This is a genomic window from Acidobacteriota bacterium (genome assembly GCA_016196035.1).
Taxonomy (GTDB): Bacteria; Acidobacteriota; Blastocatellia; order RBC074; family RBC074; genus JACPYM01.
Window position 1 is genome coordinate 1 of the sequence record JACPYM010000105.1, and the last position, 26,585, is coordinate 26,585.

A 26,585-nucleotide genomic window follows, 5' to 3' on the forward strand; every position below is an offset into this window, starting at 1 on the left:
CCGCAGGCGAGACGCCTGCGCTCCCAGGGTGGCGCGAACGCATTGCGTGGATGGCGGCGGCGGTCTTGCTGCTGGGACTGCTGCTGGCGTTGCCCTTCGCCGTGAAGTATCTGCGCCAGTCGCCGCCCACTGCGCCGGTGGCCGTGCGCTTTACCGTCGTCGCGCCGGAGAAGGCTACGGCCATCGAGGCGCCGGAGCTTTCACCGGATGGCCGCCATCTGGTTTTCGCTGCGCGCACGGAAGGCAGGTTCAGTCTCTGGCTGCGTCCGCTGGGTTCGCTCACGGCGCAACCGCTGCCCGGCACGGAGGGCGTTTTCGGTCTTCCTTTCTGGTCGCCGGACGGCCGCTCGCTTGGCTTCGCCGCTGGGGGCGAACTCAAGAAGCTCGAACTGGCGGGCGGCGCGCCACAAACGCTGTGCAAGTTGCCGGAAGGCATCGGTTCAGCATTCGGCGGCACCTGGAATCGTGACGGTGACATTCTTTTCTCAAACCTCGCAGGGATTTATCGCGTCCCGGTGACGGGCGGCGAGCCGGTGCCATTGCTGAAATCAGACCAGCCTTTGCTTTACCGCTGGCCTGTCTTTTTACCCGACGGTCGCCATTTCCTCGTTCGCAAGAAGACTGCACAGGGGGCGGCGGAAATTCATCTCGCCGCGCTCGACAGCCAGGAGACCGCGCGCCTGCTGGCGGCGGATTTACAGGCGCGCTATGCCAACGGTTATCTGCTTTTTGTGCGCGCCGGAGCCTTGCTTGCCGCCCCCTTTGATGCCGGCAGCCTGAAACTCACGGGCGAACCATTCGTGGTCGCGGATAAGGTAAGAGTCGCTGGCGAGTTCGGCAGAGGGTACTTTTCCGTGTCCGACAACGGCAGCCTGGCCTACGATCCGAACGTTCTCACCGAAAATCAGCAACTGATCTGGGTGGATCGCGCGGGCAAGCCGCTCGGCGCGGTCGGGCCGCCGGGTGAGTATGAAGGTCCCCGACTGGCGCCCGACGGGAAGCGGGTCGCGGTGGGGCGGCGTGATCCGCAGAGCCAAAATGGGGACATCTACCTGATAGACCTCGCGCGGGACACCAGTTCGCGGCTGACCTTCGATCCGGGCGATGATCGCTACCCGGTCTGGTCGCCCGATGGCAGCCGCATCGCCTGGCGTGCGAAACGCGACAGGGCTTTTCAGATTTACCAAAAGCTGGCGAGCGGCGTCGGGCCGGAAGAGTTGCTGCTCAAAGAAGATGTTGTCATCGGTCCCACCAGTTGGTCGGCGGATGGCCGCTTCCTCCTTTACACGCGGGTTGATCCGACAACGAGACAGGATTTGTGGACGCTGCCGCTCGCGGGAGACCGCCAGCCCGCGCTGTTTTGGCAGACGCCGTTCACAGAGAGAGAGGGGCGGTTCTCGCCCGACGGGCGCTGGATCGCTTACCAGTCAGAGGATCAGGGAAAACCCGAGGTGTACGTGCAGACCTTTCCCGCTTCGGGTGGCAAGTGGCAGATTTCGACCAATGGCGGCAGTCAATCGTGGTGGCGGAGCGATGGCAAGGAGTTGTATTACCTTTCCGCTGACGGGAAGCTGATGGCAGTAGAGGTGAAGCCGGGCGGCAGCTTCGAGGCGACCGCGCCAAGGGCGCTCTTCGATCTCGCGCCAGTGCGGGCGATTGGTGGCGCAAGCAGCTATGCGGTGACGGCGGCGGGGGATCGCTTCCTCTTCGTCACGGCGCGGGAGGAGGCCGCGAGTTTGCAATTCACCGTCGTGACGAACTGGGCGGCGGAGGCGAAGAAGTAGCCCTGGGTGCGCACGGCTTCCAGCCTGCGGGCTTGGCAAGGGGCGCAGTGGCAATCAAAGGACACAACGCCGAGGCCCGCAGGCTGGAAGCCGTGCGTACCCAGAGTTGCCGTGTTGGCGCATTCAAAAATGATGCACGGCGCGAGGATCGGGTAAGCCCGTGCTGGCGACATAACCTGGACGAAACATTGATGAACTTCAAACAAATCGCTTCAATCATTTTGCTGGCAGTGACTGCTGGCACTGCTTTCGGTGGCGACACGCCGCGCCAACCGGTGACCGAATACGAACTCCTGCGGCGCATTCCGGCGGAGCGGTTGCGCGCCTTGATCGGCGACACGCGGCCTGACGCGCAGGGCTTCATCGGCACCAACCACCGGGCGGGCCAGTGGATCGAGGCGGGCACGCAGCGCGGCAGTTGCCGTGTGGTGATTTACGGCGTCGTGACGGGCGATCTCGCCGCCGCCGACGATGCCTGGCGCGGCATCGAAGTCACGTTCGCGCATCAACGCGCCGATGGCGGCTTTGAGGCGAATGACCGCCCCAATGGCGCGAGCGCCAAACCCTTCGGCGCAGCCGTTGAGACAGCGTTCTTTTTTCTGCAAGAGCTTGGCCGCGCCATCCTCGTCATCCGCGAGTCGCCGCACGAAAAGCACTTTCACAACCGCCTTGTCGCGCTCGAACCGAAGCTGCGCCGGGCGATGGCGTTTGTGGCTGCGGGTTACGACACCATCATTGCCAACAGTACGCACGCGGTGAATCGCATCGTCATTGCGGCGAAAGCCTTTGGCCTGTGCGGCCTCGCGTTGCACGACGACCAACTGGTCGCCACCGCGCGCAAGCTGATCGCGCACGCGCTCACCCGGCGCGACCAGGAGGGCGTGTTCATCGAGAAGGATGGGCGCGATTCCAGTTACAACGCCGTCTCGATCCTCTTTGGCCAGACGCTCGCGCTCCATCTGCCGATCCCTGAATTTGAAGCGGCCTTGCCCAAAGCCGTCGCCTGGCAGCTCACTTGCATCCGCCCGAACGGCGAAGTGGACGTGACCGGCAACACCCGCACCGGCGTCGGCAAAGAAAAATCCATCTTTGGCGAACCGAAAAACGTGAACTACGGCGAGATCGTGCAGGCCCTGACGATGTATGGACTCGTGAACAATGACAAGACTGCGCTCGCCACGGCTGACCGCGTGTTCGCGTTCTGGCGTGCGGGTGTGGCCTCTGCCAAATAATGTCTTGCCCCTGGGAGAGCAGGCGTCTCGCCTGCTGTAAAAGAAGCCGCGAAGCTTTCCTTTTTCCTCGTTTCCCGCATTGCGAATAATGGAATGAGGAAGGCTGCGCCGCTTTTTCCCCAGCAGGTGAGACGCCTGCCCTCCCAGGTGTTCATCCAGAATGTCTGACAGGCAACATAATATGAAAGGAACCGCTTATGAAACTGCGTCACTCTTCTTGGCTGTCTGCCGTGTGTTGGCCCTTGCTACTGGCCGCCGTTGCGTTGTCGCAAAGCGCCATTGATCCGAAGCTTGCCGCGGGCTTCAACGCGATTCGCGCCAAAAATCTGCGCGCCGATTTGACCTTTCTGGCGTCTGACGCGCTGGAAGGGCGGATGTCGCTGCAACGCGGTTCTGACGCGGCAATTCAATTTGTCGCGGCGGAGTTTGCCAAGGCGGGTTTGCAGCCGCTGGTGGGCGATTCGTATTTGCAAGAGGTCGAGTTGATCGAATACCGCGCCGACCCGCGCCGCATGGGCATCGCGCTCAAGCGCGGCGGACGTGCGGAGCAGTTCAGCTACATCAAGGATTTCATCGGCAGCTTCCCACACGAACTGACGCTGGCCGCGCCCGTCGTCTTTGCTGGCTACGGCATCACCGCGCCGGAATTCAGTTATGACGATTACGCCGGACTGGAGGCGCAAGGGAAACTCGTGCTCGTCTTCGATCACGAACCGCAGGAGAATGATCCGAAATCTGTGTTTAACGGCATCGGCAACACGCGGTACGCCAATGCGCGGCTGAAGGTGTTGAACGCGCAACGCCACGGCGCAGTCGGCGTCTTGCTGGTGAGCGAACCCAATCGCAAGCATCCGTCCAATCAGGAACGGCTGGCGCGCATTCCGGGCATTATGGAACGCTTCACGCGCAACGCGCAGCAGGCGCTGGCCGACAGCGAAACGAAAATTCCGTTGCTGACCGTCAGCGATGCGCTCGCGGCCAAGCTGCTCGAACCGACCGGTAAAAAGCCTGCCGAATTGCAAGCGGCGATTGACGCCCAACTCAAACCACAAGCGCAGGCGTTGGCCGATACCACTGTCGAATTGCGCATCGTCAATGCCGATCATCGCCGCGCTCTCAGCCACAACGTCATCGGTTTGATCGAAGGCAGCGACTCGCTACTCAAGCAGGAGACGATTGTTTTTTCCAGCCACTACGATCACGACGGCGTGCGCGACGGACAGATTTTTCACGGCGCGGACGACAACGGTTCCGGCACGGTGGGTGTAATCGAACTCGCGCGCGCCTTCGCGGCGAACCCGGCCAAGCCCAAACGCTCGCTGCTCTTCGCTTCGTTCGCCGCCGAAGAGCGCGGCTTGCTCGGCTCGTACTATTACGTCGCGCATCCGCTGCGGCCCATCGAAACGACACGCGCCGTGATCAATTTCGACATGATTGGCCGCAACGAAGCGCCCAGCACCCAAACCGACGGCCTGATCGAAATCGCCGCCGACACCACGAACGAACTCAACCTGATCGGCACGCTCAACAGCCCCGATTACCGCACCGTCGTCGAGCGCGAAAACCGCGCGACAGGCTTGAAGCTGAACTACAAATGGGATGACGACGCGGCGCTCAATGTCTTTCAACGCAGCGATCAGTTTCCTTTCGCGCTGCGCGATGTTCCGGCGATGTGGTGGTTCACCGGCTTTCACCCCGATTATCACCAGCCCACCGACACCGTCGAGCGCATCAATTTCGTCAAGATGGAAAAGATTTTGAAGCTGGCTTATCTGAGCGGCTGGGCGTTTGCCGATGGTGCGCGCGTCCCGCGCTTTCAAGCCAAACCAGTCGGTTAATTCAAGAGGAGATAACGATGTTCAACCTTACCTCGCGCTTCATTCTGCTGGCCGCGCTGAGCGCGCTGGCTGCGGCTTTCACACAACTCAAAACCGGCCCGCCCCTGCCGCACAAACTGGTCAACGAGTGGGCGAAGCTGCCCGCCGGTTGGAACTTTGGCGAAGTCTCCGGCGTGGCGACCGACCGGCAGGATAACGTTTGGGTCTTCAATCGCGGCGCGCATCCGGTCATGCAGTTCGACCGCGCGGGCAAATTTCTGCAAGCCTGGCCCGACCTCAAGATCGTCTCTTCGCACGGCATTCGCGTAGACGCCGAGGGCAACATTTGGCTCATTGATGTCAAAGGCCACGTCGTCTTCAAATGCAATCCACAGGGCCGCGTGCTGATGGTTCTCGGCAATCGTCAAGGCACGCCGGGCAACAATGACAGCAAGGATGCGTTCAACGAACCGACCGGCATCGCCTTTGCCAAGAACGGTGACTTTTATATCTCGGACGGCTACATCAACGCGCGCGTGATCAAATTCAATCGCGACGGCGAATACCTGACGCACTGGGGCCGGAAGGGCACGGGCGATGGCGAATTCAACCTCGTCCACGATGTTTGCCTGGATGCGCAGGAACGCGTTTACGTCGCGGATCGTCTCAACAACCGCATTCAGATTTTCGATGCGCAGGGCAAATTCCTGGGCAAGTGGACGGACATCGGCTCGCCCTGGGGCTTGGTGTATTCACAGGCCGAGAATTGCATTTTCATGTGCGATGGCGTGAACAACCGCATCGTGAAACTGAGTTTGGATGGGCAGGTACTGGGCACGCTCAGCAGTTACGGCAAAGTGCCGGGCAAGCTCGATTTCGTGCACAACATCGCGCTCGACAGCACCGGCGCGTTGTATGTGGCGGAGATCAAGAACTGGCGAGTGCAGAAGTTCGCGGCACGCTAACAGCAGGCTTTGCCACAGAGGCACGGAGGCACGGAGGGGAAGAGACAGGTTCAACACGGTTGGGTTTCCCTCAGGGCTTTTGCAAAGTCGCCAGCGCGAGCGCTCGAACGGTTTGACTGACGCCTGATTCCCGGTTCCTGATTCCTGACAAACTGAGCATACCGGCTGATTTTCAATTTGCCAGGAATCAGGCGTCAGGAATCAGGCGTCAGCCAAAGGTCTTTGGCGGATGTTTTGAGGACTTTGCAAAAGCCCTGGGGGTTCCCTCTGTGCCTCCGTGCCTCTGTGGCAAAGGGGCGTTTTTTATGTGCGTGCCTGACCGGAAAGCGTCGCCACCAACGTGCGCGCGCCACCGTGATTGCGATGTTCGCCCAGATAAATACCTTGCCAGGTACCCAGCAGGAAAGCACCGCGTCCAATCGGGATCGTCACGCTGTTGCCCAGCAACGAAGCCTTGATATGCGCGGGCATATCGTCGTCGCCTTCGATGGTGTGTTCGTAATAAGGCGCATTTTCGGGCACGACCGCATTCAGATGCCGTTCCAGATCGCGCCGCACGTCGGGGCTGACGTTCTCGTTGATCGTGAGCGAGGCCGACGTATGCTGGATGAAGAGGTGCAACAAGCCGGTTTCGATCCGGCGCAATTCGGGCAGTTGCGCGAGCACTTCGCTGGTGATGACGTGAAAGCCGCGCGGGCGGGGTTTGAGCGTGATGGTGCGTTGAATCCATTGCATGGCTGCCGTTTTAACGGTTCACGCCGGATGAGGCAAGGCAGAAGAGATTTTCAAGCAGTGTGGTTACACGACCAAATCCACATGCTGAATCGTGCCCGCGCCGCCCTGTTCGCCCAGCCAGATGCCGGTGGATTGGATTTGGCCGAGTTGCTGATTGGCGGTATCGTTCAAGCTGAATTGGGTGGCAACGTTGCTTAGGTTGAGCGCGCCGACGCCTGCTTGTTTTAGGCTGAGCAAGCTGTCATTGCCAGCGGCGTCTTTCGTCCAGACGCGCAACTTATTGAAGACCGCGTCCCCCTCGTCAATCCATTGATTGCCGTCGGTGTCATAGGCGGCCAGTTCGCCAAAGCCGTCGCCGGTCGTGGGGCCGAACAGTTCGCTGCCGTTGTTGATGCGGCCATCGCCGTTTTTGTCGAGCGCCAAAAAGCCGGAGCCGGGTTTGACGAAGGAGATTTGCTCGGCACTGCCATCGGCATCGAGATCAAAGCTGATCTTATCCGTGGTGAGTTGCGCGGCGGTACCGTTGAAATTGATGACAAGCGGGTCTTTGCGCACGGCATCGCCCAGACGCAGATGCTCTTCATTTTGGGTGACGAAGGAGCGGCTGAGATTCAGATCAACATTGAACTTGATCTCTTTGCCGTCCGTGGTGCGCACGACGCCAGTAGCCGAAAACGTCGTTTGCTCGGATTCCGCCGAACGTTCAACGCGGTCGTATTCAACGCCAAACCCGGCGGGGGCATTGCTCCCGGCCTTTGCCAATTCGGCAGCGGCTTGTTCGGTCTGGGGGTCAGGTTTGAGGTCTGCGGGCCGCACGAGATGCAGGTTGAGTTTTTTGCCCGTCAATTGTTCGATCACTTTTTCGAGCAGCAAGAGCTTCGCTTCATCATCGGAGGAAAGTCCGTCAGCGGACTGGGTGGCGGCGGATTGGGCGTGCGCTTGACGCCCAGGCGCGGAGATGGCGACCGCATCATGCGCGCGGCGGCGCGGCGCAGTGCCGCTGTGACCCGGTTCTGTCGCCTCGAAATCGGGGCGATGGTTGCCCGTCCAAACGCGCAGCCGTTCGTCGGATTGTTGCGTTGCCGCATAAATGCGTGTGGAACTGAGTTGGATGTTAGATGATGCAATCTGCATGCTGACCTCCTGGGCGCATTTGCTTGCCAATTCAAAGCGTGGCTTGGATGCAACTACCTTCCGTCTTATCGGATGGAAGCGCGGATTACTTGAGCGGGCGGCTGTACCGATGCTAGGCGATTCGATGGTAGAATGCCGCATCCTCAAATGAAGTCCATGAAGATCGAGTCTGGGTACGCAGCGCTTCCAGCGTGCGGTCTCGGACACAGACGGCTTCCTGCCGGAAGAAATGCGTTTGACGCCGAGACTGCACGCTGGAAGCGCTGCGTACCCAGACTGAAAGTGAGAAGCAATGAATCCTTTGGCTGAACAACAAGCGCGGCTGACGCGCCGGGCCTTTTTGCAACACAGCACCCTGGGCACGGCGGCGCTGGCGGCGTTGCTGAATGAATCCGCGTCAGCACAATCCATTGCCGGCTTGCCGCATTTCGCGCCCAAGGCGAAGCGTGTGATCTATCTGTTTCAAGCGGGCGGCCCGTCGCAACTCGACCTGTTCGACCACAAACCGCAACTCGCCAATTTGCGCGGCACGAACCTGCCCGACTCGATTCGCCAGGGACAGCGTTTGACCGGGATGAGCGCGTATCAGACAACGTGGCCGACCGCGCCGTCGCTCTTCAAGTTCGCGCAACACGGGCAGACGGGCGCGTGGTTGAGCGAATTGCTGCCGCATCTGGGCGCGGTCGCCGATGAACTCTGCTTCATCAAATCCATGCACACCGAACAGATCAATCACGATCCGGCGCAAACGGCCATCCTGACGGGCTTTCAATTGGCGGGGCGGCCCAGTGTGGGCGCGTGGGTTTCGTATGGCTTGGGCAGCGAGAATCAGGATTTGCCCGCGTTCATCGTGATGGTTTCGTTGGGCAAGAACGGCGGCGATCAGCCGTTGTATGACCGTTTGTGGGGTGCGGGCTTTTTGCCTTCACGCTATCAGGGCGTGAAGTTTCAGAACGGCCCCGACCCGGTGCTGTTCTTGTCGAATCCGCCGGGCATTGATCAACCGGCGCGGCGGCAGTTTTTGGATGACTTGGCCGAGATGAATCAGCTCAACGCCAAAGAGTACGGCGACCCCGAAATCACCTCGCGCGTGGCCCAATACGAAATGGCGTATCGTATGCAAGCCTCGGTGCCGGAGCTAACCGATCTGTCGAAAGAGCCAGAGCGCACCTTTGAGCGCTACGGGCCGGATGCGCGCAAGCCGGGTACGTTCGCGGCAAATTGCGTGCTGGCGCGGCGGCTGGCCGAACGGGGCGTGCGCTTCATTCAACTCTTTCATCGCGGCTGGGATCATCACGGCGCGTTGCCCAGCAACATCCGCCGCATCGCGCCCGAAGTAGACCAGGCTTCGGCGGCGTTGATTCTGGATTTGAAAGAGCGCGGGATGCTCGATGACACGCTGGTCGTGTGGGGCGGCGAATTTGGGCGCACGGTCTATTCGCAAGGCAAGCTGACGGCGGAAGATTACGGGCGCGATCATCATCCGCGTTGTTTTACGACCTGGCTGGCGGGCGGCGGCATCAAACGCGGCGTGACCGTGGGCGAGACGGATGATTTCAGTTACAACATCGCGCGCGACCCGGTGCACGTGCACGATCTGAACGCGACGATTTTGCATTGCCTGGGTATTGATCACACGCGGCTGACCTTCAAATTCCAAGGGCGTGATTACCGGCTTACGGATGTGCACGGCAACATCGTCAAGCAAGTGCTGGCCTGAGTGGTTATTGCTTCGTAATCACCTCATCCAGATTGAACAGCAGGCTGGCCGTCGTGGCATAGGCGGCCAATTCCACGGCATTCAATTTCGCATCACTGCGTTTGTCGCCGACGGCCAGCAATTGCGCGGCGGCTGGCGAGTTGCGGCTGAAATGTTCTTGTTGTTTGTTCAGATCGCGCAACAGCACTTGTAACTCGCCTGCGCTCGGCTGCCGCGCGGTCAGGACGCGGAAGCCCCAAGCCAGACGCTGTTCAGGCGTGGCGTCGCCTTCTTTCAACATGCGTTCAGCCAGGAAGCGCGCGGCTTCGACATAGGTCACATCGTTCATCAGATTCAAAGATTGCAGCGGCGTGTTAGTGCGCGTGTCCCGCACAGTGCAAAACTCGCGCGCCGAAGCGTCAAACACCTGCATCGTCGGCGACAACACAGTGCGCTTCCAGAAGGTGTACAGACTGCGCCGCCACAGCCCCGCGCCTTGGTCGCGTTCGTAACCGGTCAGGCCGGAAAAGGCCATGTCTTTGTACAAGCCATCCGGCTGATAGGGTTTCACCGAAGGCCCGCCCACTTGTTCAACCAGCAAGCCCGCGGCAAACAACGCTTGATCGCGGATGATGTCGGCGGAAAGCCGCAGGCGCGGCCCACGCGCGAGCAACCGGTTTTCAGGATCATCCAACGATTGCGGATTGCGGCCTGGCAGTGTGGATGATTGCGGATTTTTAGGTTCGGGCCGTTTTGAAGATTGGCGATAGGTCGCGCTCATGACGATGGTTTTGAGCAGGGCTTTGATGTCCCACCGGGCGGATTTGAGATTCGGGATTTGAGATTTGAAATCGGACGCGTCACGAACACCCCCTGTTCCTCCCTCGCTGAATTCGACCGCCAGCCAATCCAGCAATTCGGGATGCGAGGGCAATTCGCCTTGCGCGCCGAAATCTTCGACGGTTTTGACGAAGCCCACGCCGAAGAGCATTTGCCACAAACGATTCACGGCGACGCGGCTGGTCAGCGGATGAGCCGGGCTGGTCAGCCATTTGGCCAAGCCGAGACGGTTGTTCGGCCACTCCTTTTGCCAGGGAGTCAGCACCGCCGGGATGAGGCGCTCGACCTGTTCGCCCGGCGCATCGTAGGCACCACGTTTCAGCAAATAAGCTGGACGCGGCGTGGGCATTTCAGCCATTACCATCAAATTTGGAAACGTCTCTTCCAACGCAAACTTGCGCTGTTTCAGCGTGCGCAACTTCTCCGCCAGTACGCGCAAACTTTGTTGCGGTTGCCCCGCTGCCTTTCGCCGAACGTCAGCCTTGGCGGGCATCTCAGTTGAGCCGTTATCAGACGAAAGGCCGTCAAGAAATGCGCCTCGCAGCTTGGCGGCCTGTGCCGGTGTGCGTTGCGCAGGGCGCAGTGCGGCAATAGTTTCGAGTGAATCAGCGCAGGCGAGGATGGCGATTTCAGCGGGTTCGAGCGGGCGGCTGTACAAGCGCACTTCGTCGAGCGCGCCCTTGAAACGGAATTGCGGGCCGCCGCCGGCGCCGAGTTTCAAGGTGTTCTTGCTGCCGCCAAAGAGCAGAAAGAAATTGCGCTGGGTGAACGTCAGCTTGCGCGGCTGGCCGTTGACGTAAATGCGCAAACGATCTTCCCAGGCTTGTGTGCCGTCAAACACGACGGCGACGTGCTGCCATTGTTTGAGTGGTAGCGTGTCTGCGGTCTCGACGCGCAGGGCGTCTTCGCCCCAGCGGAAGACCATGTTGAAATGCAGCTTGCCGTTGAGAAAGTACAGGCCATAGCCGTCGGCGCGCGGGACGCCGTCTTCGACTTCGGCGGGCGCATCGCTGACTTTGGTGAGGATCGAACCGCTCTGCTCGCTTTCGGGATAGACCCAAGCCGCAATGCTGAAACGTTCGCGGTAATCCTTGCTGGTGGATTTGTAGCGAAAGTCGGCGTGGATGCCTGCGTCAAAATAAAGCTTACCGTCAAAGGCTACGCCCTGCCCCGTCGGCGCAGGCACATAACGCGGCGCGCCATTTTTGAATTCAACCGGGAAGTTGAGCGGCGGGTCTTCCTTACGCTTGTCGTATTGGTCGTGATACGCACGGTCGGATGGGTTGAAGGTCGGCGCAGTGTTTTCGTCGAGCGGAATACGCACGATCAATTTGTCGTGGGAAAACCATTGCTGCTGGCTATTCGACAACGTGCGCTCCCAACGGCGCTGCTGCGCGGCAGCTTGCGGTTCGAGCGCGGCGAGTTGCTTTTCGGTTTGCGCGATCTCGCGTTCCAGCGCGGCCAGTTGCTGCTGCTGTGCGCGTGTCGGTGCAGCCAGCCAGGGCGGCGAATTGCCCTGGTCAAAGGAATGCCCGTCTTCGTCAATGCTGTTGAAGAAGGCCGAGAACTGGTAGTACTCCTTTTGCGTGAAGGGGTCGAATTTGTGATTGTGGCAACGCGCGCAGCCCAGCGTCAGGCCCAGCAACACGGTCGCGGTCGTGTCTACGCGATCAACAACGTATTCGACGCGGTACTCTTCGGGGACGATGCCGCCTTCGGCATTGAGGCGGTGGTTACGGTTGAAGGCCGTGGCGATGCGTTGCTCCAAGGTTGGGTTCGGCAATAGATCGCCCGCGAGTTGTTCGGTGATGAATTGATCGTAGGGCATATTCGCGTTGAACGCCGCGATCACCCAGTCGCGCCAGCGCCAGGCGCTACGGTCGCCGTCAATCTGATAGCCGTTCGTGTCGGCATAGCGCGCGGCGTCCAGCCATTTGAACGCCATCCGTTCGCCATAACGCGGCGAGGCCAGCAAACGATCCACGACCTTCTCATACGCGTTCGGCGAGCTGTCATTCAAGAAGTCATCCAACTCGGCCAAGGTCGGCGGCAGGCCTGTCAAATCCAGCGATACGCGGCGCAACAAGGTTGCACGATCGGCTTCGGGCGACGGTTGCAACCCTTCTTTTTCCAGCCGCGCCAACACAAAGGCATCAATTGCATTGCGCACCCAGGCTCGGTTTTTAACGGCGGGCCAGGCGGGTCTGGCAGGTGGGATGAAGGCCCAATGCTGTTGCCAGGGCGCGCCTTGTTTGACCCATTCGGTCAACGTTTCGATCTCTTGCGCCGTGAGTTGATGTGGCGCATGGCTCGGCGGCATGCGCTCGGCTTCGTCAGCGGCGGTGATGCGGCGGACGAGTTCGCTGCGCGTGGTATCGCCGGGCACGATGGCGCGATGTCCGCCGAGATCAGCCTTGGCGGCGGCTTCGGAATCGAGCCGCAGCTTGATGCGTTTGGCGGTGGCGTCGGGGCCGTGACAGGCGAAGCATTTGTCAGAGAGGATCGGGCGAATATCGCGATTGAAGTCGAGCCGGCGTTGCGTGCTTTGGGCGGCGCTGGGTGGTAATGTTTGCCAGCCGAACCAGCCCGTCAGCAACAACGCCAGCAGCTTCAGCCGGTGACGCGCGGGAAACATGCCTTTCATAACGGATTCTCTGTTGGATGATGGAGTGTTTGTGAACTGCGTTTGCGCGGGCACTATATGCCGCAGGTCGTAAAATGCGCAAAAGAGCATGGAGTTCAAGCTTCAGCCTGTGTTGGAGATCACGAATACAAGCTGAAGCTTGAACTCCATGCTCTTGCTTTACGATCAGCCGTTCCGAATCAACCAACCAACTACATCACCGGCCCGACACGCCACGGCACAAATTCCTTGTGCCCCAGCAATTCGCTCTTGGTACGTTCGCCTGATGCGGCGCGGCGGATCAGATTAAAGATATGATGGCCGACCTGTTCGATGGTTTCTTTGCCTTCGACGATGGTGCCCGCGTTGATGTCAATGTTGTCTTCCATAATGCCCGCGATGCGCGAGTTTGATGCAACCTTGATGACCGGCACGACCGGATGACCGATGCCGGAGCCGCGCCCGGTCGTAAAGACGATCATATTCGCGCCGCCCGCGCCCAGGCCGGTCAGCGAAACCGGATCGTAACCCGGCGTATTCATCAAGCCGAAGCCCGGTTTATCAATGTGTTCGGCGTAAGCGTAAACGCCCGTCAGCGCGGTCGTGCCGCCTTTGGCCACGGCGCCCAGCGATTTCTCGGCGATGTTCGTGATGCCGCCCGCCTTATTGCCGGGCGACGGATTGTCATCCCATTTCGCGCCGAAGCGTTGCAGGTAGCCCTGATACCATTCCACCACGTCAATCACCTTGCGCCCGGTCGCTTCGTCAATCGCACGCCGCGTCAGCAAGTGTTCTGCCCCCATGCATTCGGGAATTTCCGCCAGCACCGAAGTCCCGCCCGAACGCACCAGCAAGTCGCTGCAATAACCGAGCGCCGGATTCGCCGTGATGCCGGAGAACGCATCAGAGCCGCCGCAGTTCAAACCCAAAATGATTTTGCCCATTGGCTGTGGCGTGCGCTTCATCGTTTGGCAATGCTTGATCAGGTCTTCGACTTGGCGCACACCCGCTTCGACGGTTTTGCGCGTGCCGCCGGAAACCTGCATTTCCAGCCCGACGATCAGCTTGCCTTTGCGGAAGCCTTGCTGGCCGAGTTGCACCGTGCCCAGGTACTTCGAGATTTGATTGACCTCGCAACCCAGGCTGACCATCAGTACCGCGCCGACGTTGGGATGAAAGATCATTCCGGCAATGGTGCGTTCGAGTTGCCAGGTGTCTTCGCCTTGCGAATGGCCGCAGCCTTCCTGATGCGGAATGGCGACGACACCGTCTACGCCGTGGGTTTTCTGATTGACGTGCTTCAACTGTTCGGCAATTAGCATCGCCACGTGGCTGGAGCAATTCGACGTAGCGATCACCGCAATGTAATTGCGCGTGCCGACATCGCCATTCTCGCGCAAATAGCCCATAAACGTGCCCGCCTGTTCGGGCGAAAAGAAATCCGTCTTGGGCGTGCGCGTGGCGTATTCGTATTCACCTCTACTGAAATCCGGCTCGGTGTTATGCGTGTGCACCCATTCGCCCACGGCAATATCGCTGGTGGCCTTGGCCATAAATTCGCCGTACTTGATCACTGGCGAGCCTGCCGGAATGTGACGGAGCGCAATTTTGTGTCCCGGGTTGATGTTTTCACGAACTTCAATCTGCTTGCCGCCAACTTCAACCGTAGCGCCTGCCGAAAGAGGCAGCCGCACGACGCCGACGTTATCGGTGTCTCTGAGTTTCAGGACAGGCACGACCGCTGCCCCGTTGGTACTTGCTGCTACTGCTTCGCTAGTCTTCATGAATTTTACCACTACTTGTTTTTCAGCCAGATGTTGCGTAATTCCAACTTCATCGGCGGCCCGACGTGCATTTGGAAACCCAGCAATCCGCCCAGGGCCCGGCCTGATGGATCGTCATCCACCGCCTGCGCCATCAAATGCCCGTTGAAAATGTGTGTGAGCACATTGCCGTGGGCGATGATGTGCACCTGATTCCAATCGTTCGTTTTGATCAGCGCCTTGAGATTATCGCCGCTGTTCAGATTGGCGACGATACGTTTTTTTCCACCGGGCATGATCTGTGTCATCTGCCCGCGCATCGCCAAAAATTGGCGCCCGCGCTCTTCGTAAAGCTGCCCGGTGAATTGGTTGGCGAAATCAATGTCCGCCTGATAGCCCTTCATCACCCACTTGCCCACGTCGGGCAACTCGACGCTGCGGTATTGTACGCCGCTGTTGGTCGAGTTCATACGGTACTCCAACTTCAACTCGAAATCTTTGGGCTGCCCGCCGCGCCAGATCAAAAAGGTATTGACCTTGACCGGCTTTTCCGCCGTGCTCTCGCCGATGATGGTTTCGTTTTCGACGCGCCAGAACTGCGGATCGCCATCCCAACCTTTCAACGTCTTGCCGTCAAAGATGGCGTCAAAGCCCGCATGCTCATCCATTGCCAACGCCTCAATGCCGGGGCCACGGCCTTGTCCGCCACCAGGGCCGCGCGGCGGGCCACCTTGTCCACCTTGGGGCGGCGGACCTTGTTGCGCAATGGTCGAAAAGGTCAACAAGGCCGCTGCTAACAAGGCGGCGGATAGTGCAATAAGCTTTTTCATTTGGTTCTCCAGGTTGGTTCAATCTTGGTTAGGGAAGAAAAGCAAAAGGCAAAAATCAAAAGGGCGGCGCTTTTCTTTTTCAGACTCGGCAAGGTGGCTTTTTGTCTCCCACTTTTGCCTTTTGATTTTTGCCTTTTGCCTTTTGATTTATTCCCCCACTCGCTCCCACTGCCGCGTCTGCGCCGACTTCAACACCGCATCCGTCACCAAATCTGTCGCCAAACCATCACGGAAGTTCGGCGCGCATTCTTTGCCTTCGCCAATTGCCGTCAGGAAGTCGGCGAATTGGTGCGTGAACGTGTGTTCGTAGCCGATCTGCAACCCCGGCACCCACCAATGCTTCAGATACGGCTGATCGCCATCGGAGATGTGGATATTGCGCCAGCCGCGCACGATGCCTTGATCGTTGTGATCGAAATACTGAAGGCGATGCAGGTCGTGCAAATCCCAAAATGCCGAGCAGTGTTCGCCATTGATTTCGAGCGTATAGAGCGCCTTGTGCCCGCGCGCATAGCGTGTCGCCTCGAACGTCGCCAGCGAGCCGTTTTCAAAGCGGCACAGGAACAAGCTGGCATCGTCAATGCCGACGGGTTCGACGTTGCCAGTCAGGTTGTGCTTGCGCTCTTTGATGAATGTTTCGGTCACTGCCGAGACTTCCTTGATCGGCCCATTCAGCCACATCGCCGTGTCAATATTGTGCGCCAGCAAATCGCCCGTCACGCCGCTGCCCGCGACGGCGACATCCAAACGCCACAGCCCTTCGCCCCCCTGCGGCAAGTCCTGCGAAATCGTCCAGTCCTGCAAAAACTTCGCGCGATAATGGAAGATGCGCCCGAAGCGGCCCTCGTCGAGCAACTGTTTGATCAACGTCACCGCCGGCACGCGGCGATAGTTGTACCAAACCATGTTCGGCACCTGGGCGGCTTCGACCGCGTCAACCATCGTGCGCGCCTCGGCGGCGGTGCGTCCCAACGGCTTCTCGCACATCACAATCTTGCCCGCCTGCGCCGCCGCAATCGCAATCTCGGCGTGCGTATCGTTCGGGCTGGCGATGTCAATCAGATCAATATCGCCGCGCTCAACCAGCTTGCGCCAATCCGCCTCGACCGTTTCGTAGCCCCAGTTCGCCGCGAAGGCTTGTGCGCGTTCGGGATTGCGTGCGCAGACGGCTTTGAGATTGACCTGATACGGCAGATCAAAGAAACGCCCGGCTTGCAGGAACGCGTTGGAGTGGGCACGGCCCATGAAGCCGTAGCCGATGAGTCCGATGTTCAATGCTTTTTTTGCCGTCATCATTACCTCTATTCGTAGGCTTAATTTCTAGTAGGGGAAATCTATCGAATCAATCCATGTTTTAAGTTTCTTTTGACCAAACTGCTGTAATGATTTGGTCGTATATTTGAAATTAGAGTCAGTCCCACTAAGTGGAGGATTACCATACTTTGCAGCAGAGTCGTAACCACTAGAACTGTGTGTATCTAGGGTAAACTTAGCAATCCTCCCTGGGTACTTTAATGCATATGCCCGAACCAACATAAGGGCCGGAATTACGTGATTAAACCAATCTTCCACTGTCTGAGTTGAACCAAGCTTGGGGTATCTGAATGTAGTGCCACCGAGATTTTGCCACCCGAGTCGTTCAAATGCTGATCGAAGATAATTGTGGTCATTGGTGCTGTTATTTTGAAGGTCAAATGTAAATAAAACAGGCATTTTGTTCTCCAGTTTTTAATTGCCACCAGTACATTCGTGCTGCAATCATCGTTACCAGGTTTGCGGGCGGTTATGCTGTCTTCGCCGCGCGAGCGGCGGCTGACTTTAGCCGTGGGTTTTCAACCCACGGAAAGCGTCAAACCCAATCCAGCGTCGCGTCAGCGACACCTGAGTCAGCCCCACAAATATCGCTCGTCATATTCCACGCCCGCCTTTTCCAAAAACCCGCGATACTCATCCTGAAAGGTCTGGCTTTGATGATGCGCGCGTTGATTTTGAATGTAGCGAATCACGTTCGGCACATGCGCCTTGCTCACGGTGAACACGCCGTAGCCATCCTGCCAGCCGAAATCCTGCAATGCAGGAAACTCATCGTGAATCCAGCTTGATGAATCTCCCTTGAGATATTTGGCAATGTCACACGGCGCAAGCGTGGTGGGCGCCATCACCAACGCGTGCAAATGATCCTCAACGCCACCGATTTGCAACGCGGTCATTTTGTGGTGACGCGCTATACCGCCGACATATTCCCAAATCCGCGCTTCCCATTCTGGTTTTATGAACGGTGCGCGGTTCTTCGTGCTGAAGACGATGTGATAGAACAACGCGGCATAGGTGTTGGCCATGATTCAACCTCGCTCAACATTCAGGCGTCGCTGACGCGACGCAGACGCAGCAATTCCAATTCACGCTTTCCGTGGGTTGAAAACCCACGGCTAAAGTCAGCCGCCGCTCACGCGGCGAAGAAACCGCGCCATTTCAATTCCACCCGTGCGCATCGCGCACCGCAAGCATCGTCGCCAAAATGTTATTCCAAGTCTGCGGATCAGTCATCGTTTCATTCGTGAACATGCAACCGTCCCAGTTGATATGTTGCGTGCTTTTCGTCACCACGCCGATTTCGTCACGCAGCCACAGCCCAGCGGCGCGCACGATGTCCATTCGGCCATTGGGATCGTTGGGCAGGCAGTGGCGGCCCGTCTTGTCGTGCGTGCCGGCGCCTTTCACCGTGCCGTCGTTTTGCGCGACGTGGAAGTCTTTGACCCAGGGGCGCAGCACGCTGGTCATCTTGCCCAGGGCCTCATACAAAACCTCTTTGTCCTGCCAGTCATAACCTGCCGGCAACAGCGAGTGTTGCGGCGCGTTGTAGCCCATCGTGAAGAGCATCGTATGCGCCATGTCCGCCTGAATGCCGAGCGTTTCGGGGCGTCCGACCTCTTCGAGCAAATCGTTGAGGTCTTTCCAACTGTGCATCCCGCCCCAACAGATTTCGCCTTCCGCCGCGAGCTTTTCGCCATAGCTTGCGGCGATGTTACAAGCCTCGCGGAAGGTGCCGGCGATCTTCTTCGTGTTACCAACCGGATCAGCCGCCCAATCGCCAACGCCGCACGAGGAATCCACGCGCACGATGCCGTATTGGCGAATGCCGAGCTTGTTGAGCTTTTGCGCGACTTCGCAGGACTTGCGGATTTGCGTCAGGAAGGCAGCGCGCTCTTCTGCCGAACCCATCGCCGAACCGCCGCCGGTCGGCCCCCAGACGGGCGCAACGAGCGAGCCGATGACAAGCCCGCGCGCGGCGACTTGCTCGGCCAACGCTTTCAACTGATCGTCGGTCGAATCAATGTCGGTATGTGGCAGCGACAGGAAGATGTCTACGCCATCGAAGCGCTGGCCGTTGACCACGGCGGCGGCGGTCATGTCGAGCATCGTCTCGAATTCGATGACCGGTTCGGCATCGGGGCCGCCTTTACCGACGAGGCCGGGCCAAGTGGCGTTGTGCAGCTTGGGAAATTGGTTGCTCATTAGATTGTTCCTCTAAACTCCTTCCACGAAGCAGCACGAAGTACTTGTCTTCCTTCGTGAATCTTCGTGTGGCTTCGTGGGGAAGATGATTTATCGCTGAATTAAAACGTCAGCTTCAGCGCCAATTGAATTTGACGCGGCGCAAAGGTGCGGTTAATCGCGCCAAACGAGGCGTTGGAGCGATTGCCGTCCGCCGGAAAGAAATTCGTCTTGTTCAGCAGGTTGAAAAACTCGCCCCGGAATTGCAGCTTCGTGCCTTCCCACGGCAGCCGGAAGTTTTTATGCAAGCCCAGATCAACCTGATAAAACGAATGGCTGCGCGCGATGTTGCGCCCCGCGTTGCCGAAGGGTTGCGAACGGTCAGTCGGAATCACCACATTCGCCGCGTTAAAGTAATTGGTGATCGTGCGCTGGCCGTCCGGCGCGAGCACCTCGCCAACGACATTCGGACGCGGATTGCTGCTGCCAACCTGAAACGCCGCCGCGGGCGAATAGGTCAAGGTGATCGGCTGGCCGCTCCACATATCGTTGATGAAGCTGAGTTGCCAGCCGCCGACTACTGCATCAGCCACCGCAGGCATCTTGTCGCCGAACCGCCGCCCTTTACCAAGCGGCGCATCCCACACAACGCTGGTCACGTTGGTCAGCGTTTGGTCATACGCCGACACGCCTTTTTCCGCCGCGAGATTGAAATAATTCTGCGGCCCCGGCGAATTGCCGTTGGGGTTTTCCAGCACCTGCGATGAATTGTCCATGGCCTTTGACCAGGTAAACGAATTCAACACGTAAAGCCCGCCGGCGACGCGACGCTCAATGCGTGCTTGCAAGCCGTGGTAATTCGACCAGCCGCCGGGAAAGTAAGCATTGATCGCCGCAAACGTAGCGATGCGGCGGCGCGCTTGCAATGTAGCGTTTTCAGTCGTGCCGTTCGGACGCGCCTGATTCAAGTCGGCGACCATCGGCAGCTTCACGGCGCGGTTGCCGACATAAGCGATGTCCACCAGCGTGTTGCGTGCGACCTCGCGTTGCAGCGAGAGAAACCAACTTTGCACGTATGAACTCGGCAGATCGCGCGGGATATATTTCACCGAAGCGTTGAGCGGACGGAAGCTCGACGGCGAAGTGAAATCCGCCGGATAGCCTTGCAGCGTCGTGCGGAACGTCGCGTCCGTCGGCAACTGATTGGTGACGCCGTTGACGACTTGCGGGCCGTTGACTGCCAGCAGGTTCGACGTGCCCGCGCGGTTGAAATGGTTGTAGCTGATGCCGAAGCCGCCGCGCGCCGTCACCTTGAACGGGCCGCTATACGCAAAGCCGATGCGCGGCCCCCAATTGTTGCGGTCGGGATTGAGCAAGGAACGTTGTGCGAGTGAGTTGCCGGTCGGCGTGACAATCGCATTCGTCGCCGGATCGAAATTGCTGACGCGGTTGTCGCGCTCCCATTGCGGCGTGGCGTATTCATAACGCATGCCCAGATTCAGCGTCAGCTTTGAGTTGACCTTGAAATCGTCCTGCACATAACCGAAGTGCATGCGCTGGCGATATTGCGCGATGAAAAAATTGACGAGTTGATATTGGCTGCGCAACCCGAAAAGAAAATCGGCGACGTTATACGTGGCGCTGTCGGCGACACCATTGGTCGGACGGCTGAAATTGCCGCCATAAACGTCCTGCCCATAGAGCGGATTCACGTCCATGATTTCAGTGTGGATGCGCTGATATTCATAGCCGGTTTTGAGCGAATGCCTGCCCAGCATAAACGAATAATTGACCTTCGGATTGACGACGAACGGATGCTGCCATTGCGGGTTTGAAGCGCGCCGCCCCAGGCTGGTGAAGCCCGTGATGTTTTGTGTCGTCAGCGGCCCGGTCAACGTGGCATCTTCGGGCAAGCCTGTAATACCAAACAGCGTCTTCATGCTCGGCCCGCCGATGCCGACGGGTTGTTTGCCCGCGCGCGTGCGCGTCAGCCCCAGGCGGAATTCCAGCAACGAACTCGCCGTCGGCGTCCACGTCACGGCGCCGGCCAATTGCTGATTGAGCACGCGCGTAAAGCCGTTGCCCGACCCGCCTGACGGCCCCGGTATGACGGGTTCGTTAAACACGTTGCTCTTGCGCTGGCCGATGCGCATGAAGGCGTTGATGCGCGCGTTGAAGTGGTGATCGAATTTCAAATCGAACTTGTCGTTGAAATCCTTGCTGCGCGGCGAGTATTGAAAGTTGTTCGCACGTCCGGCGATGGTCGGCGTTGGCAAATCGGCGAGCACTTTCAACCCGAACGGCGTGATTTTATTCGTCGGAATCGGCGTATTCGCCGCGAAGGTTTCGTTGGTCAGCGGATTGCGCACCGGCTTGTCAAAGAGGCCGATGCGATCATTCAACGTCGGCAGCGAACTGAACACCGGCACGCGGCTGACTTCGCGGAAGCCTTCGTAGCTCAAAAAGAAAAACGTCTTGTTGCGCCGAATCGGCCCACCCACCACGCCGCCGAATTGGTTGCGTTGCAACACGGGTTTGACACCGCCCAATGGTTTGAAAAAGCCGATGGCATTCAGGTTTGTGTTGCGCACGAACTCCCACAACGAGCCGTGCAATTGATTCGTGCCGCTCTTGACCGAAGCGTTGATGACCGCGCCACCGCTGCGTCCAAACTCGGCGCTCATATTGTTCGTCACGACCTTGAACTCTTCGAGCGCATCGGGCGAAACCTGCATGGCCTGATTCGAAAAGTTCTGGTTGCTGGTGCCGTAAGAATTGTTGTCTACGCCGTCGAGCAGAAAGTTGTTGAAGGTCGAACGCAAGCCGTTGGCATTGAACGAACCTTCGCGCGCGTCGCCGCCTTGCGAATCCACGTTTTGCGCCAGCGTGGATTGCCGGATGCCCGTTGATAACAAGGCCAGCGCTGAATATTGGCGGCCATTCAACGGCAATTCGACGATCTGTTGGCGATTGATAATCTGGCCGCGGTCGCTCGTTTCCGTCTCGACCAGCGAAGCGGCATCGGTGACTTGCACGGTTTCAGTCAGCGCGCCGACTTTCAAGGTGAGGTCTACGCGCTGGCGCGCACCGACAGTCGCCGTAATGCCACTGGCGACAGCGGTCGAGAAGCCTTTCGCTTCGGCGCTCACTTTGTAAGTGCCGAGCTTGACGTTGAGAAATTGGTAGGCACCGTTTTCATCCGTCGTGGCCGTGGCTTCGATGCCCGTGCCCAGATTGGTTAGCGTGACTCTGGCGCCGACGACGGCATTGCCGCTGTCATCGCGCACGGTGCCCAGCACCGTCGCCGTATCGAACTGCGCGAAGATCGCCGTGGTTAGCAGGAAACACAGCACCGTCGCTACTCCGGCTGCATGTCGCAGAATGTTGGCTAAACCTCTCATTGTCGCCTCCGTTTGCTTGTATCTGAGTTGATGGATTGAGTGGGGCCGCCAGTGTTTTTGAAACCTGGCAGCAACGCCTTCCCGCTTGAATTCGGTGATTCTACTTTTTGCTTAACGCTTGGGCGATGGCAGCTTCGGCCAACGGCGCCATCACCGCATAGCCCGCGTCATTCGGCAGCACGCCATCATCGGTCAATTCCTTTTTTAGATTGCGGCCCTCGGCCAGGGCCGAGTAATAATCCAGATACACCGCGCCGCTTTCCGCCGCATATTCTTTGAGCCAGCCGTTCATCCCGATGATCTTGCCGAAAGGGCGCAGCAGCGATTGTTTCTGATAGCAATCGCAAATCGGCGTCAGCGAAGCCAGCACGACACGGATGTTGTTGGCTTTGGCAAGTTCAACGATGGACATCACGTTTTCGGCGAACATCGCCTGCGTGATCGGGCCGGTATAACTGGCGAGGTCGTTCGTGCCCGCAAGCAGGACAACCACTTTGGGTTTGAGCTTGATGACATCTTGGCGAAAACGCACCAGCATTTGCGGCGTCGTCTGGCGGCTGATGCCGCGATTGAAATAGGGCTTGCCGGGGAAGAAGGGCGCGCGGCCCTGGCCCCAGCGTTCGGTGATGTCGTCGCCCAAAAAGACGACACGGTTCTCGCCGGGCTGCGGCTTGGGCTGTTCGGTGTTCTCGCTGCCATAGCGAATCAAGCCCGCCCAATCCCACAGCAACTTGCGTTGCGCTTCGACCTGTTGCTCCAACGCCGCCAGCGTTGCGGCGCAATCTTGCGGCACGCGCGCGGCGGCGAGCGAACCAAGCACCAGCACGACCAGTAGAAATTTGAGCCAGCTTGTTCTCATTCAAAAATCAGCCGATCTTTTTTCTCATCCAGTTTGGCGGCTTCGAGGCCGGGCACTTTTTTCAAATCGGCGAGCGATTTGAAGGGGCCGTTCTTTTCGCGGTAAGCGATGATCGCGGCGGCTTGCGAACGTTTGAGCGAGAGCGCGCTTTCAAAATCAATGGCCGCCGCTTTGTTCACGTTGAGCAGCGGCACGTCATCTGCCGGATAATTCCTGACCAGGTATTCGGTCAGTAGCGCCAATTCGTCGGAGGTCGCTTTCATCCCCGCCGCCGCCATCTTCTCAATCGTGCGCTGCCAGCCGGCGCGGTCTTGCTTGAGCGAGAGCGACTGATCCAGCCCGTGACATTGCGCGCAGAATTTTTGCACTTCGGCTTTGCCGGGGCCGTCGGGCATGGGACGGCTTTGACTAGCGGAAGATTGACTCAAAATCGTGCCCGCAAAAAATGCGAAGACGAACAACAACGCGGCCCAACGCCGCGTGCGCGAACCATTGTGTGAAAAGCTGGAAAAACTCATGCCGTGATACTCAGTCATTAGACATTATCGGGAATAGGAATTAACCACGGGGAACATAGGGGAAGAGGAGAAAGGACAAAGTAGACCGACAGATCGAAATTCTTCCGCCGCCGGGATTTTGCTTGAGTTTCCCGTGCGCCCCGTGTTCCCCGTGGTTCGTTCGTTGCTTAATCCCGCAAAAGCCTAATGCTCCATCGGAAAGCCGAACGCATAGATCGTCCCATCGTTCGTCGTCAAATAAAGCTGCCCCACGCCGCCCGACAGCGCATTGCCGTGCGCGAACGAGAGCACCGTCTTGCCGCTGTTCCAAAGCTCCTTGCCTGTCGCCGCGTCGAGCGCATAGAGAACCGCGCCCTGTGAACGCGCCGCCGTGAGTTTGGCGTCTTTGCCGCGTGCCTCGCCGCTCGCGGTGGCGAAGACGACGCCGTTGATGATCGTCGGCGTCAGCGGCGCCATCAGATCGCGCGAAACCCAGCCGGGTTGCAGCTTGAGCGCGCCGCCTTCTTCGACGACTTTCCAGGCGGCGATGGCGCCTTTGGTCAACGCGCCGTTGTCGGCCTTGAATCCGGCAGCAGCGGCTTGCGCGCTGGTCACGGGCGCGAGGAACCAGCGCGTGCCGCTGGCGTCTTGCCAACTGGTCAGCGCGCCGGGCGCGAAGTCATTCGCTTTGGCCGCCGCCGCTGAACTCGCCAGGGGGCCGCCGCTCAAATTCGCCGCATCGAGAATGTGAATGCTGCCGTTCGTTGTCGCGGCGGCGACCAGTGTTTTGCCTTTGTGTTCAAACACCACCGGCGAGGACGAGAACTCCTGATTGCCAGCGGAGAATGAGCTTTTCACTTTCAGGCTTGCCGGCTCAAGCGCGACCAATGAATTCGCCGCGTCACCGCCGCCGCCCGTCGCCACATAAAGCGTGCTGTTGCCCGCGAAGGCCGCGCCGACCGCACCGGTGACGTTGCCTTTCCAACTCGTGACCTGCCTGGTTTCCTGATTGAGCGCCCAGACGCCGTTGGCGACGCCGCCGCAGGCACCCGTCGTCACGACGTAGGCGGTTTGATCCACCACGATCAAGCCATTGGCATTGGCGTTCGGCGGCAAAAACCGCGCGGGCGGCGCGGCCTCGGCGCCATTCGACAGATGCAGCGAATGCAACATGCCGTCGCTCGCCAGTGCGTTCACCAAAAACGGCCCACGGCCAAATTGTCCGCCCGGCGGATTCGCGGCATTGGGACGCGGCCCCGCACCCGGCGCACCCGGCGCACCCGGCGGCGGGCCAGCCGGAGCCGGTGGATTCGGTCTGACATTCGCCAGCGTCACGCCGCCTTGACCGGGTTCGCCCACCGCGCTTTTCGCGGGTTGATTGCGCCCGAACCCGCCGGGGCCGCCACCTGGCACACCCGGCATAAAGGCGATGGTCGGACGCACGATGCTCGTCGTCATCCCGCCGGGACAAGTCAGCGTGCTGGCTTGTGTGCTGGGCGCGGCATTCAAATGCTTCTCCCATTCGATGCGGCCCAGATCGGTGTCAATCGTGATGAGGTTGTCACCGCTGCCGCCGACAAAACCCAGCATGCGAAAGCCGCGATAGCCGATCAACCGTTCGAGCGTCGAGGGCGGCGTCAGGTTGTTGAGTTGTTTGGGATCATTCTTGAGCTTCAGCTTCCAGAGGAATTGAAAGCCCGGCTTCGACAGCGTGTCTTTGCTGATCTTCGCGTCCGACCTGACCCAGGCCGAACGCTGCGCGTCGCCGTTGTCGGTCATCCAGTCGCGGCCTTGCGCGTTGGCGGGCATCGTCAAAATCACGATCGCCGCGCACCCGCCCACTAACATAACAAGCCATTTATTCATTGCGGAAACTCCTTCAGGTTTCATAGCAAGCAAATAGAAAAACAAATTCAACTCAAGCCGCTTGTGCTTCGAGCAGTTGAGACGTTTTGGCTTGAATGGATTCAAGCACTGTAGCGCGCATGAAGGCGCTGGCGTGCAGGATTTCGACGCCCATCACTTCATTACCGTCATTGAGTTCGACCGTGATGTTCGGGCTAAGCTCCAAGCTCCGGCACTCGGCCCCTTCAGCGATAACAAGGTGGAGAATATCTTCCTGCTCAAAGTAGCGAATGCTCGTTTTATTCATTGCGTCAATCGTTCATCACTCGAACTAGCAAGTAGGTCACACGGCTACGGCTTTAGCGCCGCACCCGCTTTGCGCAATTTCTCTTTGAGCCAGGTATTGATAAGCGCCTCTGACGAAACTTTCTGCGCTTTAGCGATCCGAGTAACTTGCGTGACAACATCTTCTTCGAGCGCGATCAGGTGTCTTCTGCGTTTGATGTTTATCTCAAAGTCCGCTTCGGGCATCTGTTCCCAATACTCGCCCATGTCGTTTGCCTCGAAGAAACTCACCAGGTCAGCGGTCGAATTCATTGCCGGCAGCTTCTTGCCTTTACTTCTTTCCATATTGCCTTCTCTCGCGCTTCACCATGTCTCTGGCACTCAGGATCAGCGCTTCACGGGTCTTTTTGTAAACGAAGAGCACGGCCAGGTACCTGCCAGCGCAAGATCGTCCCAACGCCATGTAAACGTCTTCGCCCTTTTCAACAAAGCGGATTTTGGGCCGGTTGTTTAGCGCTTCTTCGACTTCTGCGGGGTCAACCTGATGTTTCCAGGCGGTAGTGGTAAAAATGTAAGGCTCATCAATTTTTGTCGCGTAGCGACAGTTGAGTTTAGCCGTGGTTTGAAAACCACGGTAGCGGTGCGCAGCAGTTCCGCGTCGCGTCAGCGACGCTTGAATTCAGGCGTCGCTGACGCGACGCGGAACCGTTGCCAAGCTTTCCCGGCGTTGAAACGCCGGGCTAAAATCGGGTCGCCGCTACGCGGCTGCAAAACCACAGCC

Annotated in this window: 20 protein-coding genes; 5 read left to right on the plus strand and 15 right to left on the minus strand. The window is 58.8% G+C overall.

Features of this window, described 5'->3' with window-relative positions:
* The 4 genes from HY011_29675 to HY011_29690 all read left to right on the plus strand — a co-directional run.
* Nucleotides 1-1,784 (plus strand): PD40 domain-containing protein (locus tag HY011_29675; protein ID MBI3427119.1); only part of this gene is annotated, 1,784 nt, incomplete at its 5' end.
* 191 nt (nt 1,785-1,975) lie between these two features.
* Entirely contained in the window at nt 1,976-3,016 is a 1,041-nt protein-coding gene (locus tag HY011_29680) for a hypothetical protein (GenBank protein ID MBI3427120.1), read from the plus strand.
* A 197-nt stretch (nt 3,017-3,213) separates the two neighbouring features.
* Nucleotides 3,214-4,854, plus strand: coding sequence for a M28 family peptidase (locus tag HY011_29685; GenBank protein ID MBI3427121.1), 1,641 nt, complete (start codon nt 3,214-3,216; stop codon nt 4,852-4,854).
* A gap of 17 nt (nt 4,855-4,871) precedes the next feature.
* Complete coding sequence (locus HY011_29690) at nt 4,872-5,798, plus strand: 6-bladed beta-propeller (protein MBI3427122.1); 927 nt, start codon at nt 4,872-4,874, stop codon at nt 5,796-5,798.
* Between the two features lie 303 nt (nt 5,799-6,101).
* Here HY011_29690 and HY011_29695 read toward each other — a convergent pair whose 3' ends face one another.
* Together HY011_29695 and HY011_29700 are read right to left on the minus strand one after the other, a co-directional pair.
* A complete protein-coding gene (locus tag HY011_29695) occupies nt 6,102-6,533 on the minus strand; it encodes a YjbQ family protein (protein MBI3427123.1) in 432 nt (143 codons plus the stop codon).
* Between the two features lie 63 nt (nt 6,534-6,596).
* Nucleotides 6,597-7,667 carry a hypothetical protein gene (locus HY011_29700; GenBank protein MBI3427124.1) on the minus strand — a complete coding sequence of 357 codons (1,071 nt, stop codon included), beginning with the start codon at nt 7,665-7,667 and terminating at the stop codon, nt 6,597-6,599.
* Between the two features lie 292 nt (nt 7,668-7,959).
* Between HY011_29700 and HY011_29705 the strand changes: the two genes are divergently transcribed.
* On the plus strand, nt 7,960-9,387 hold the full coding sequence (locus tag HY011_29705; GenBank protein MBI3427125.1) for a DUF1501 domain-containing protein: 1,428 nt from the start codon (nt 7,960-7,962) through the stop codon (nt 9,385-9,387).
* A gap of 4 nt (nt 9,388-9,391) precedes the next feature.
* Here the strand turns inward: HY011_29705 and HY011_29710 are convergent, their stop codons facing one another.
* The 13 genes from HY011_29710 to HY011_29770 all read right to left on the minus strand — a co-directional run bounded on the left by HY011_29710 (nt 9,392) and on the right by HY011_29770 (nt 26,390).
* The gene (locus HY011_29710; GenBank protein MBI3427126.1) at nt 9,392-12,841 is read right to left on the minus strand and encodes a DUF1549 domain-containing protein; all 3,450 of its coding nucleotides are present in this window, start codon (nt 12,839-12,841) and stop codon (nt 9,392-9,394) included.
* Between the two features lie 200 nt (nt 12,842-13,041).
* A complete protein-coding gene (locus HY011_29715) occupies nt 13,042-14,613 on the minus strand; it encodes an altronate dehydratase (protein MBI3427127.1) in 1,572 nt (523 codons plus the stop codon).
* A gap of 11 nt (nt 14,614-14,624) precedes the next feature.
* A complete protein-coding gene (locus HY011_29720) occupies nt 14,625-15,422 on the minus strand; it encodes a DUF1080 domain-containing protein (GenBank protein ID MBI3427128.1) in 798 nt (265 codons plus the stop codon).
* 147 nt (nt 15,423-15,569) lie between these two features.
* Nucleotides 15,570-16,715 carry a Gfo/Idh/MocA family oxidoreductase gene (locus tag HY011_29725; protein ID MBI3427129.1) on the minus strand — a complete coding sequence of 382 codons (1,146 nt, stop codon included), beginning with the start codon at nt 16,713-16,715 and terminating at the stop codon, nt 15,570-15,572.
* Nucleotides 16,716-17,308: 593 nt separating this feature from the next.
* Nucleotides 17,309-17,761, minus strand: coding sequence for an IS200/IS605 family transposase (tnpA, locus tag HY011_29730; GenBank protein ID MBI3427130.1), 453 nt, complete (start codon nt 17,759-17,761; stop codon nt 17,309-17,311).
* A gap of 133 nt (nt 17,762-17,894) precedes the next feature.
* Nucleotides 17,895-18,938 (minus strand): TIM barrel protein, encoded by a 1,044-nt coding sequence (locus HY011_29735; GenBank protein ID MBI3427131.1) that lies wholly within the window; start codon nt 18,936-18,938, stop codon nt 17,895-17,897.
* A gap of 101 nt (nt 18,939-19,039) precedes the next feature.
* Nucleotides 19,040-22,318, minus strand: a complete 3,279-nt coding sequence (locus HY011_29740; protein MBI3427132.1) for a TonB-dependent receptor — start codon at nt 22,316-22,318, stop codon at nt 19,040-19,042.
* Nucleotides 22,319-22,418: 100 nt separating this feature from the next.
* Nucleotides 22,419-23,177, minus strand: a complete 759-nt coding sequence (locus HY011_29745) for an SGNH/GDSL hydrolase family protein (protein ID MBI3427133.1) — start codon at nt 23,175-23,177, stop codon at nt 22,419-22,421.
* On the minus strand, nt 23,174-23,695 hold the full coding sequence (locus HY011_29750) for a helix-hairpin-helix domain-containing protein (GenBank protein MBI3427134.1): 522 nt from the start codon (nt 23,693-23,695) through the stop codon (nt 23,174-23,176). Before HY011_29750 ends, HY011_29745 begins: the two co-directional genes overlap by 4 nt.
* 183 nt (nt 23,696-23,878) lie before the next feature.
* Nucleotides 23,879-25,540: a hypothetical protein gene (locus HY011_29755; GenBank protein ID MBI3427135.1), complete on the minus strand. Its 1,662-nt coding sequence runs from the start codon at nt 25,538-25,540 to the stop codon at nt 23,879-23,881.
* Between the two features lie 52 nt (nt 25,541-25,592).
* The gene (locus HY011_29760) at nt 25,593-25,826 is read right to left on the minus strand and encodes a DUF2283 domain-containing protein (protein MBI3427136.1); all 234 of its coding nucleotides are present in this window, start codon (nt 25,824-25,826) and stop codon (nt 25,593-25,595) included.
* A gap of 44 nt (nt 25,827-25,870) precedes the next feature.
* On the minus strand, nt 25,871-26,149 hold the full coding sequence (locus HY011_29765; GenBank protein ID MBI3427137.1) for a hypothetical protein: 279 nt from the start codon (nt 26,147-26,149) through the stop codon (nt 25,871-25,873).
* Nucleotides 26,136-26,390 (minus strand): BrnT family toxin, encoded by a 255-nt coding sequence (locus HY011_29770; protein MBI3427138.1) that lies wholly within the window; start codon nt 26,388-26,390, stop codon nt 26,136-26,138. Before HY011_29770 ends, HY011_29765 begins: the two co-directional genes overlap by 14 nt.
* Nucleotides 26,391-26,585: the final 195 nt, after the last annotated feature.

What these genes read in the sequence shown, in the direction of transcription:
- HY011_29680 (MBI3427120.1), top strand. Translation starts at nt 1,976, where the DNA reads ATGAACTTCAAACAAATCGCTTCAATCATTTTGCTGGCAGTGACTGCT.
- HY011_29685 (MBI3427121.1), top strand. Translation starts at nt 3,214, where the DNA reads ATGAAACTGCGTCACTCTTCTTGGCTGTCTGCCGTGTGTTGGCCCTTG.
- HY011_29690 (MBI3427122.1), top strand. Translation starts at nt 4,872, where the DNA reads ATGTTCAACCTTACCTCGCGCTTCATTCTGCTGGCCGCGCTGAGCGCG.
- HY011_29695 (MBI3427123.1), bottom strand. Translation starts at nt 6,533, where the DNA reads ATGCAATGGATTCAACGCACCATCACGCTCAAACCCCGCCCGCGCGGC.
- HY011_29700 (MBI3427124.1), bottom strand. Translation starts at nt 7,667, where the DNA reads ATGCAGATTGCATCATCTAACATCCAACTCAGTTCCACACGCATTTAT.
- HY011_29705 (MBI3427125.1), top strand. Translation starts at nt 7,960, where the DNA reads ATGAATCCTTTGGCTGAACAACAAGCGCGGCTGACGCGCCGGGCCTTT.
- HY011_29710 (MBI3427126.1), bottom strand. Translation starts at nt 12,841, where the DNA reads ATGTTTCCCGCGCGTCACCGGCTGAAGCTGCTGGCGTTGTTGCTGACG.
- HY011_29715 (MBI3427127.1), bottom strand. Translation starts at nt 14,613, where the DNA reads ATGAAGACTAGCGAAGCAGTAGCAGCAAGTACCAACGGGGCAGCGGTC.
- HY011_29720 (MBI3427128.1), bottom strand. Translation starts at nt 15,422, where the DNA reads ATGAAAAAGCTTATTGCACTATCCGCCGCCTTGTTAGCAGCGGCCTTG.
- HY011_29725 (MBI3427129.1), bottom strand. Translation starts at nt 16,715, where the DNA reads ATGACGGCAAAAAAAGCATTGAACATCGGACTCATCGGCTACGGCTTC.
- tnpA (MBI3427130.1), bottom strand. Translation starts at nt 17,761, where the DNA reads ATGGCCAACACCTATGCCGCGTTGTTCTATCACATCGTCTTCAGCACG.
- HY011_29735 (MBI3427131.1), bottom strand. Translation starts at nt 18,938, where the DNA reads ATGAGCAACCAATTTCCCAAGCTGCACAACGCCACTTGGCCCGGCCTC.
- HY011_29740 (MBI3427132.1), bottom strand. Translation starts at nt 22,318, where the DNA reads ATGAGAGGTTTAGCCAACATTCTGCGACATGCAGCCGGAGTAGCGACG.
- HY011_29745 (MBI3427133.1), bottom strand. Translation starts at nt 23,177, where the DNA reads ATGAGAACAAGCTGGCTCAAATTTCTACTGGTCGTGCTGGTGCTTGGT.
- HY011_29750 (MBI3427134.1), bottom strand. Translation starts at nt 23,695, where the DNA reads ATGAGTTTTTCCAGCTTTTCACACAATGGTTCGCGCACGCGGCGTTGG.
- HY011_29755 (MBI3427135.1), bottom strand. Translation starts at nt 25,540, where the DNA reads ATGAATAAATGGCTTGTTATGTTAGTGGGCGGGTGCGCGGCGATCGTG.
- HY011_29760 (MBI3427136.1), bottom strand. Translation starts at nt 25,826, where the DNA reads ATGAATAAAACGAGCATTCGCTACTTTGAGCAGGAAGATATTCTCCAC.
- HY011_29765 (MBI3427137.1), bottom strand. Translation starts at nt 26,149, where the DNA reads ATGGAAAGAAGTAAAGGCAAGAAGCTGCCGGCAATGAATTCGACCGCT.